This is a genomic window from Bacillus sp. P4_D3, from assembly GCF_056401855.1.
The window spans coordinates 1-8,356 of the sequence record NZ_JBFUIN010000120.1; the positions used below are offsets into that span (position 1 = coordinate 1).

The window sequence follows — 8,356 nt, forward strand, 5'->3', positions numbered from 1 at the left end:
ATGCTGAATTTTTAAAGAGGTATCATGAATTTTTTAAAGAGACAGCCTTGCAGTTCGGCGTTCCAGCAGCGTTTTTGAATGGTGAGGCGTTATTGACGACGAAGACACTCAAATATTCTTGTAATAGATCGTTAACACATACCGTGAGAGAGGGAGATCGTATAGATTCGTTACCTGGATTTACAGTGATTGAAACCCCGGGTCATGCTTCCACTCATATTTCATTATATAGAGAATCTGATGGAATATTAATTGGTGGGGATGCTCTCATTAGTCATATTTCTTCAAATCCAATATTAGAACCACCATATGAAGGGCAAACAGAAAGAGCGCGTCCTTTATTGCAGTATAATCAAACGTTAAAACGTTTAAGTGAAATGAATATTTCACGTATTTTATCAGGGCATGGGGAAGATGTTCTGAATATGAAACAACTTATTGAAACAAGATTACAAAAGCAAGAGACACGTGCTTTTAAAGTGCTTGAACTATTAAAGGAAAAGCCAATGACAGCATTTGAAGTATGTGTAAAACTATTTCCGGTATTATATAAAGAGCAATTGCCACTTACTATCTCAGAAACTGTTGGACAATTAGACTTTTTAGCATATAATCAACAAGTGATGATTGATGAATCTTCACAACAATTGATTTATTATGCAAAGTAGGTGACAGCAATGACGGGACGTTTACAAGAAAAAGTAATCGTCATTACAGGTGCTTCTAGTGGAATTGGAGAGCAAGTTGCAATGCAGGTTGCAGAGCAAGGGGCGACGCCGGTATTAATGGCCCGAACAGAAGAGAAGCTACAAGCATTAGCAGACAAAATTAAAGAAACTTATAATACGCCTTGCTATTACTATGTATTAGATGTAAGTGAAGAAACGAAAGTACAATCTGTTTTTTCAAAGGTATTACAAGAAGTAGGACGTATTGATATATTGGTAAATAATGCGGGATTTGGTATTTTTAAAACGTTTGAAGATGCTTCAATGGATGAAGTAAAGGATATGTTTCAAGTAAATGTATTTGGATTAGTAGCTTGTACGAAAGCGGTATTACCTTATATGGTAAAAAGGAACGAAGGACAAATTATTAATATTGCTTCATTGGCTGGAAAAATTGCAACTCCGAAGTCGAGTGCTTATGCAGCAACAAAACACGCTGTATTAGGATTTACGAATAGTTTGCGCATGGAGTTATCTAACACAAATGTGTATGTAACAGCAATTAACCCGGGACCGATAGATACGAACTTTTTTGAAATAGCCGATCAATCAGGTACATATGTGAAAAATATGGGACGTTACATGTTAAAACCAACATATGTAGCAGAACAAATCGTAAAGGCGATGCAAACGAAAAAACGTGAAGTAAACTTGCCGAAGTGGATGGGAATGGGGCCAAAGCTCTACGCATTATTCCCAGGTTTATTTGAACGTGTTGCAGGCAAATCATTAAGTAAAAAATAGGAGATTTCCATATGGAAATCTCCTATTTTTTTATTTTCCAGTCACATAATCGTAAACGATATCCTCAACAGCCTCGTATACATCAATTTCAGTATTTGAATGAATTATCATTTGAATATGTTTAATTAGCATTTCCTGATCCTCTTTTGAAACAGGATTACATTGATATTGCCGAAAACTTTTTATAATCATTTTCTCAATTAATTTTTCATTCATGTTTTTCCCCGCCTGTATGTATACATGTATTGTTTTATTGTACTTGAAGTGAAATGGAAATACTACTATACATTGTTTTTGCATAAAAATTCGATTGTGTATATTGTTTTTCCAGTAAAATTAAGATTTTTAAGTTTTAAAAATTTTATAAATATTTAATTGACTCTATAAATATACAATATTATAATCATACTTAACTTAAAGAATCGATATGAGGAGGAGCTTATGAAAGTCGCAATTATTGGAGCAACTGGATATGGAGGAATTGAGTTAATTCGGTTATTAGAGCAACATCCGTATTTTTCGATAGCATCTCTCCATTCTTTTTCGCAAGTTGGCGAGTGTATAACAAATGTATACCCGCATTTTCGAAATGTTCTCGTACATACATTACAAGAAATTGATGTAAAGGCAATGGAGAAGGAAGCGAAAATCGTATTTTTAGCGACCCCGGCAGGAGTATCGGCAGAGTTAACTCCAAAATTATTAGCAGTAGGTTTAAAGGTAATTGACCTATCTGGAGACTATCGTATGATCGATCCTTCGTCATATGAACTGTGGTATAAAAGGCCAGCTGCACAAGAAGAAATTCTTAAGAAAGCAGTTTATGGGTTAAGCGAATGGAAAAGGTCCGAGATTCAAAATGCAGATTTAATTGCAAACCCAGGATGTTTTGCGACAGCTGCATTATTAGCGATAGCGCCGTTAGTACGTAGCGGAATGATTGAAGAAGATTCGATTATCATTGATGCAAAGTCAGGTGTATCTGGAGCAGGCAAAACTCCAACAACAATGACTCATTTTCCAGAGCTATATGATAACCTTCACATTTATAAAGTAAATCAGCATCAGCACGTTCCTGAGATTGAGCAAATGCTTTTAGAGTGGAATGATAAAGCGAAGCCAATCACATTTAATGCACATTTAATACCGATATCAAGAGGGATTATGGTTACACTCTATGCGAAAGTAAAACAAGAAATCAAAATGCAGCAACTTCAAACGTTGTATGAAGAAACGTATCACAATTCAGCTTTCGTTCGAATTCGTTCTCAAGGAGAGTTTCCGAGTCCGAAAGAAGTAAGAGGCTCAAATTATTGTGATATTGGGATGGCTTACGATGAAAGAACAGAAAGAATTACAGTAGTTTCTGTGATAGACAATATGATGAAAGGCGCAGCAGGGCAAGCAGTTCAAAATGCAAATTTATTAGCGGGACTAGAAGAGACAACGGGTTTACAGCATATGCCGCTTTATCCATAAGGGGGAAATTATGATTAAAGCATCGTCTATTACAAAATTAGCAAATGGTTCAATTGTTACGCCGAAAGGCTTTTCGGCAATCGGTACTGCAAATGGTCTGAAAAAGGTGAAAAAAGATGTGGGTGCAATCGTTTGTGAGGTGCCAGCATCATGTGCCGCTGTGTATACAACAAATCAAATACAAGCAGCGCCGTTGCAAGTAACGAAGGATAGCATAGCAGCAGAAGGGAAATTACAAGCAATTGTTGTAAATAGCGGCAATGCAAATGCTTGTACGGGGATGAAAGGATTGCAAGATGCTTATGAGATGCGAACATTAGGAGCGGGACACTTTGGAGTAAAAGAAAAGTACGTCGCAGTCGCTTCAACAGGTGTAATTGGAGTACCTTTACCGATGGATATCATTCGAAAGGGAATTGAATCTCTTGTGCCAACAAAGGAAGTAAGTGAAGCTTATTCTTTTTGTGAAGCAATTTTAACGACAGATCTTATAACGAAAGAAACTTGCTATGAGATGATAATTGATGGGGAAGCAGTGATCATTGCTGGGGTCGCAAAAGGTTCAGGGATGATCAAACCGAATATGGCAACGATGCTTAGTTTTATTACAACAGACGCCAATATAGAGCATGAAGTATTGCAAACAGCATTATCACAAATTACGAATCATACGTTTAATCAAATTACGGTGGACGGAGATACTTCTACAAATGATATGGTCATCGTTATGGCAAGTGGATTATCAGAAACGAAAACGATGAATATGGAACATGAAGACTGGGAAACTTTCTTAGTTGCTTTACAAAAGGTATGTGAAGATTTAGCGAAAAAAATTGCACAAGATGGTGAAGGTGCTACGAAGTTAATAGAAGTAAACGTGTTAGGGGCTAGAACAAATGAAGAAGCAAAGCAAATTGCAAAACAAATAGTCGGTTCAAGTCTTGTGAAAACAGCGATATATGGTGAGGATCCAAATTGGGGACGAATTATTAGTAGTATTGGACAAAGTAAAGTAACTATTAACCCAAATACAATTGATATCACTCTTCAATCTATCGCCGTATTAAAAAATAGTGAGCCTCAAATGTTTTCCGAAGAGGAAATGAAAAAGAAATTACAAGAACATGAAATAAAAATTGATGCGTGTTTACATTTAGGAGATGAAACGGGATCAGCTTGGGGCTGCGACTTAAGTTATGAATATGTGAAAATAAATGCTTGTTATCGTACATAAGGAGAGAGAAGATGAGCGATTATATTGTAGTTAAATGTGGCGGTAGCATGTTGAATCGATTAAATAGTGTGTTTTTTGATTGCATAAAGAAATTGCAAAATAAGTATAAGGTTGTTATTGTCCATGGCGGTGGCCCAGAAATTGATGCCAAGTTAGAAGACTTAAATATCAAGATAGAAAAGAAAGATGGATTAAGAGTAACGCCGAAAGAGGTTATGGATGTTGTTCAAATGGTGCTATGCGGAAGTACGAATAAAAAAATCGTAATGAATTTACAAAAACATAATTTACTTGCGGTGGGGCTTTCAGGATGTGACGGTAATTTACTTCAAGTTCAACCTGTTGGTGAAGAGATAGGATATGTAGGAGAAGTAAGTTATGTAGAAACAGCCTTATTAAAAGGGTTGATAGATATGAATTATATTCCTGTTATTGCTCCAATCGGGATAAATGGTAATGAAGTTTATAACATTAATGCAGATACTGCTGCAGCTGGAATTGCATATGCACTATCCGCAAAAGAACTCATTTTTATAACGGACGTAGATGGAGTATTACACGAAGGAAGATTGGTAAAGAAAATGGATGAATATGAAATTCTTACTTTTATAGAACAAGGTGTCATTACAGGCGGGATGATTCCGAAAGTACAGGCGGCACTTACATCGTTAAAAATGGGAGTGAAAAAGGTTAGTATCGTAAATGGTACAAAGGATTTTGCCGAGGTCACAGGAAAGTGTGTTGGAACCACGGTAACGAAAGGAGTGAGTATCATATGACAAGTCATCTTTTTCAAACGTATGGCAGGAGAACTATTGAGTTTGTAAAGGGGAATGGAACAACAGTCATTGATAAAAATGGTACGCAATACTTAGATTTTACGTCGGGGATTGGCGTATGTAACTTAGGACATTGTCATCCTACTGTTGTAAAGGCAGTAGAAAAGCAACTTAGAAACATATGGCATATATCTAATTTGTTTACGAACTCCTTACAAGAAGAGGTCGCATCGTTATTAACAGAAGATACAGCATTAGATTATGTGTTTTTTTGTAATAGCGGGGCGGAGGCAAATGAAGCGGCTTTAAAGCTAGCACGTAAGCATACTGGAAAATCTCTCGTAGTAACATGTGAACAATCTTTTCACGGGAGAACATTTGGAACGATGAGTGCAACAGGGCAAGATAAAGTGAAAGAAGGATTCGGTCCATTACTTCCGTCTTTTTTACATACACCATTTAACGATATACAAGCATTAGAGGAAGTAATGAATGAAGAAGTTGCGGCGGTAATGGTAGAAGTTGTTCAAGGAGAAGGAGGAGTAATATTAGCTGATCCATCCTTTTTGAAGGAAATTGAAAAACTATGTAATCAGTACAATGCTCTTTTTATTATAGATGAAGTACAAACTGGAATAGGCAGGGCAGGAACACTATTCGCTTATGAGCAAATGGGAATAGGTCCTGATATCGTTACCATCGCAAAGGCGCTTGGGAATGGTATTCCAGTTGGAGCGATGATTGGCCGGAAAGAACTGGGTTCTTCTTTTACTGCAGGGTCACACGGTTCAACTTTCGGTGGGAATTATATCGCTATGACTGCAGCGAAAGAAGTATTGCAATTCATTAAGGAACAATCGTTTTTTAAAGAGGTACAGGAAAAGGGCGAGTACGTATTAAAGAAATTGCAAGAAGAATTACGACACGTTGAATGTGTTCAAAATATTCGTGGTAAGGGATTTATGATTGGAATCGAATGTAAGCATGAGGTTGCAAATTTCATAGAACAATTAGAAAAAGCAGGACTTCTCGTATTACAAGCAGGGCCTAATGTTATAAGACTATTACCACCACTTATTGTAACGAATGAAGAGCTAGAACAGGCAGTATATATGATAAAAGAAGTGGTTTGTACAAAAAATGCATCAATAATATAAGGGGGAAATTTCATGTCAACTGTACAAGTACCGAAATTAAATACGAAAGATCTTTTAACGTTAGAAGAATTGACGCAAGAAGAAATCATTTCTTTAATTGAGTTCGCTATATATTTAAAAAAGAACAAGCAGGAGCCTTTATTACAAGGGAAAATATTAGGTCTCATTTTTGATAAACATTCAACTCGTACTCGCGTTTCTTTTGAAGCAGGGATGGTACAGCTCGGAGGACATGGAATGTTTTTAAGTGGAAAAGAGATGCAAATTGGCAGAGGAGAAACGGTGTCAGATACTGCGAAAGTACTATCTCATTATATTGATGGAATTATGATACGTACATTCTCGCATGCAGATGTAGAAGAGCTTGCAAAAGAGTCCAGTATCCCAGTTATTAACGGTTTAACTGATGATCATCACCCTTGCCAAGCGTTGGCAGATTTAATGACGATATATGAAGAAGTTCATACGTTTAAAGGAATTAAATTAGCTTACGTAGGTGATGGGAATAATGTATGTCATTCACTATTGCTAGCAAGTGCAAAAGTCGGAATGAATATGACTGTTGCGACTCCCGTAGGGTATGAACCGAATGAAGAAATTGTTAAAAAAGCGTTAGCGATTGCAGATGAAACAGGGGCTGAAATTGAGATTTTGCATAATCCTGAATTAGCGGTAAGTGGAGCGGATTTTATTTATACTGACGTTTGGATGAGTATGGGCCAAGAAGGAGAAGCAGAGAAATATACTTTATTCCAGCCTTTCCAAGTAAATAAAGAGCTTGTTATACATGCAAAGCAAACATATCGTTTCCTGCACTGTTTGCCTGCTCATCGTGAAGAAGAAGTAACTGGAGAGATTATAGATGGGCCACAGTCTATCGTTTTTGAGCAAGCTGGTAATCGACTGCATGCGCAAAAAGCTTTATTAGTGAGTTTGTTTAAAAATATAGAGGAGCCTTCCTAAAAGGAAGGTTTTTTTATGCTGAAATGTCTGATGTATATTTAGTTAATTATCTCTATATCATTTATAATAAAAAGAGAAAACTAATTTTATCCCGCATTAACGGGCAGTAAAACTCCCACCTCAAAATTCGGCTGGAGCAAAGAAGTTAGGTGGGAGATMAACTGCCCGTAAACGCCCGATTGGTTCAACTAATAATCAGTGGGGGATGAACAAAACCCCCACTGATTATAGTTTCACTTTATTTTTCATATCATGTAAGGACATACTAGATAAAAAAATATAGTTAAAGAGATGATGAATTTGAAAACAACTAAGAAAACATATTCGTTTTTTCAGCGAATGTGGAGAATATTAAAGTTTCAATATTTTAAGTTGCTTCGATCGCCAGAAGGAGCAAAGAAAGTGTCGTTAGGTTTTGCTATTGGATTTGGTTTAGAAATGTTGGTGATTTATACGGCATCGCTCGTATATTTAATATTTTATCCAATTGTCAGGTTAGCAAAGGGATCTTTTCCAGCCGCAGTCATTGGTAATATTATTGGGAAAATATCGTTTCTCCCAGTATTTTTATTTCCGTTTGCTTATGCATTAGGGAAAATAATTTATCCATTTGATGTACAGAAAATACATCATGAACCATTTACGATATCAAATTTGTTTTCGAGCCATATTTTTACGATGTTAAAGAGCTTATTACAGAGTGAAGTATATGTATTAATTGGTATGACGATAATAGGAATTGTGTTTGGGGTAATTTCATATTTCGTAGTGCATTATTTATATGAAAAGAATCGTAAGTTACGTTTGAAGAAAAGAAAGAAACAAGTGAGAGAACCACTTGTACAAATATAAAGAATGTCACATTCATTTTCTCCTTTGAATATGTTTAAGAAAAAGGGGGAGAGAATGAATGTATTATTACTACGTACCTCAAGTATATCCGTATACAAATTATTATGCTGTAAATGATATGAGGCAGCAATTCGGAGTGTATCCACAGCAACAAATACAGCAAATGCAACAGCCTCAGCAGCAACCTGTTCAAGAACAAAAGCCGTATTTAATGACATGGCCATATTCAAATGTATACTATGGTAATTATTACGAATCATAAAGCTGCTTCTATTTAGAAGCAGCTTTATGCGTTTGTTTTCAAAATTAAATTTTGAATGGTTTTAAGAGAATGAATGAGCTTTTCACGCTCTTCCTCAGATAATGTTTGAAAATTTTCTTTTAGTTTGTCTAAAATGAATTGCTGATACTGATTTACTA

10 protein-coding genes and 1 pseudogene are annotated in these 8,356 nt (G+C 36.1%); 9 read left to right on the top strand and 2 right to left on the bottom strand.

Annotated features, from left to right (window positions below; genetic code table 11):
* Positions 1-668 (top strand): MBL fold metallo-hydrolase (locus tag AC1DTM_RS14000; protein ID WP_477000370.1); only part of this gene is annotated, 668 nt, incomplete at its 5' end.
* Positions 669-677: 9 nt separating this feature from the next.
* Positions 678-1,472 (top strand): SDR family oxidoreductase, encoded by a 795-nt coding sequence (locus tag AC1DTM_RS14005; protein ID WP_002199407.1) that lies wholly within the window; start codon positions 678-680, stop codon positions 1,470-1,472.
* Between the two features lie 30 nt (positions 1,473-1,502).
* On the opposite strand, the gene AC1DTM_RS14010 is transcribed toward AC1DTM_RS14005, so the two are convergent.
* Entirely contained in the window at positions 1,503-1,688 is a 186-nt protein-coding gene (locus AC1DTM_RS14010) for a YqzH family protein (protein ID WP_002160569.1), read from the bottom strand.
* Positions 1,689-1,913: 225 nt separating this feature from the next.
* On the opposite strand from AC1DTM_RS14010, the gene argC reads away from it, so the two are divergent.
* From argC to AC1DTM_RS14045, 7 genes are all read left to right on the top strand, one after another.
* Complete coding sequence (gene argC, locus AC1DTM_RS14015) at positions 1,914-2,951, top strand: N-acetyl-gamma-glutamyl-phosphate reductase (protein WP_016106114.1); 1,038 nt, start codon at positions 1,914-1,916, stop codon at positions 2,949-2,951.
* A gap of 10 nt (positions 2,952-2,961) precedes the next feature.
* Positions 2,962-4,185 carry a bifunctional glutamate N-acetyltransferase/amino-acid acetyltransferase ArgJ gene (argJ, locus tag AC1DTM_RS14020; protein WP_199715353.1) on the top strand — a complete coding sequence of 408 codons (1,224 nt, stop codon included), beginning with the start codon at positions 2,962-2,964 and terminating at the stop codon, positions 4,183-4,185.
* A gap of 11 nt (positions 4,186-4,196) precedes the next feature.
* On the top strand, positions 4,197-4,964 hold the full coding sequence (argB, locus tag AC1DTM_RS14025; protein WP_016106112.1) for an acetylglutamate kinase: 768 nt from the start codon (positions 4,197-4,199) through the stop codon (positions 4,962-4,964).
* Positions 4,961-6,121, top strand: coding sequence for an acetylornithine transaminase (locus AC1DTM_RS14030; protein WP_016106111.1), 1,161 nt, complete (start codon positions 4,961-4,963; stop codon positions 6,119-6,121). Before argB ends, AC1DTM_RS14030 begins: the two co-directional genes overlap by 4 nt.
* Positions 6,122-6,133: 12 nt before the next feature.
* A complete protein-coding gene (gene argF / locus AC1DTM_RS14035) occupies positions 6,134-7,084 on the top strand; it encodes an ornithine carbamoyltransferase (RefSeq protein WP_016106110.1) in 951 nt (316 codons plus the stop codon).
* A gap of 300 nt (positions 7,085-7,384) precedes the next feature.
* On the top strand, positions 7,385-7,936 hold the full coding sequence (locus AC1DTM_RS14040) for a DUF2062 domain-containing protein (protein WP_477000371.1): 552 nt from the start codon (positions 7,385-7,387) through the stop codon (positions 7,934-7,936).
* 58 nt (positions 7,937-7,994) lie between these two features.
* Positions 7,995-8,198: a hypothetical protein gene (locus AC1DTM_RS14045; RefSeq protein WP_002067000.1), complete on the top strand. Its 204-nt coding sequence runs from the start codon at positions 7,995-7,997 to the stop codon at positions 8,196-8,198.
* 24 nt (positions 8,199-8,222) lie between these two features.
* On the opposite strand, the pseudogene AC1DTM_RS14050 reads toward AC1DTM_RS14045, so the two are convergent.
* Positions 8,223-8,356: pseudogene (locus AC1DTM_RS14050) on the bottom strand (MarR family winged helix-turn-helix transcriptional regulator); the annotation flags it as partial.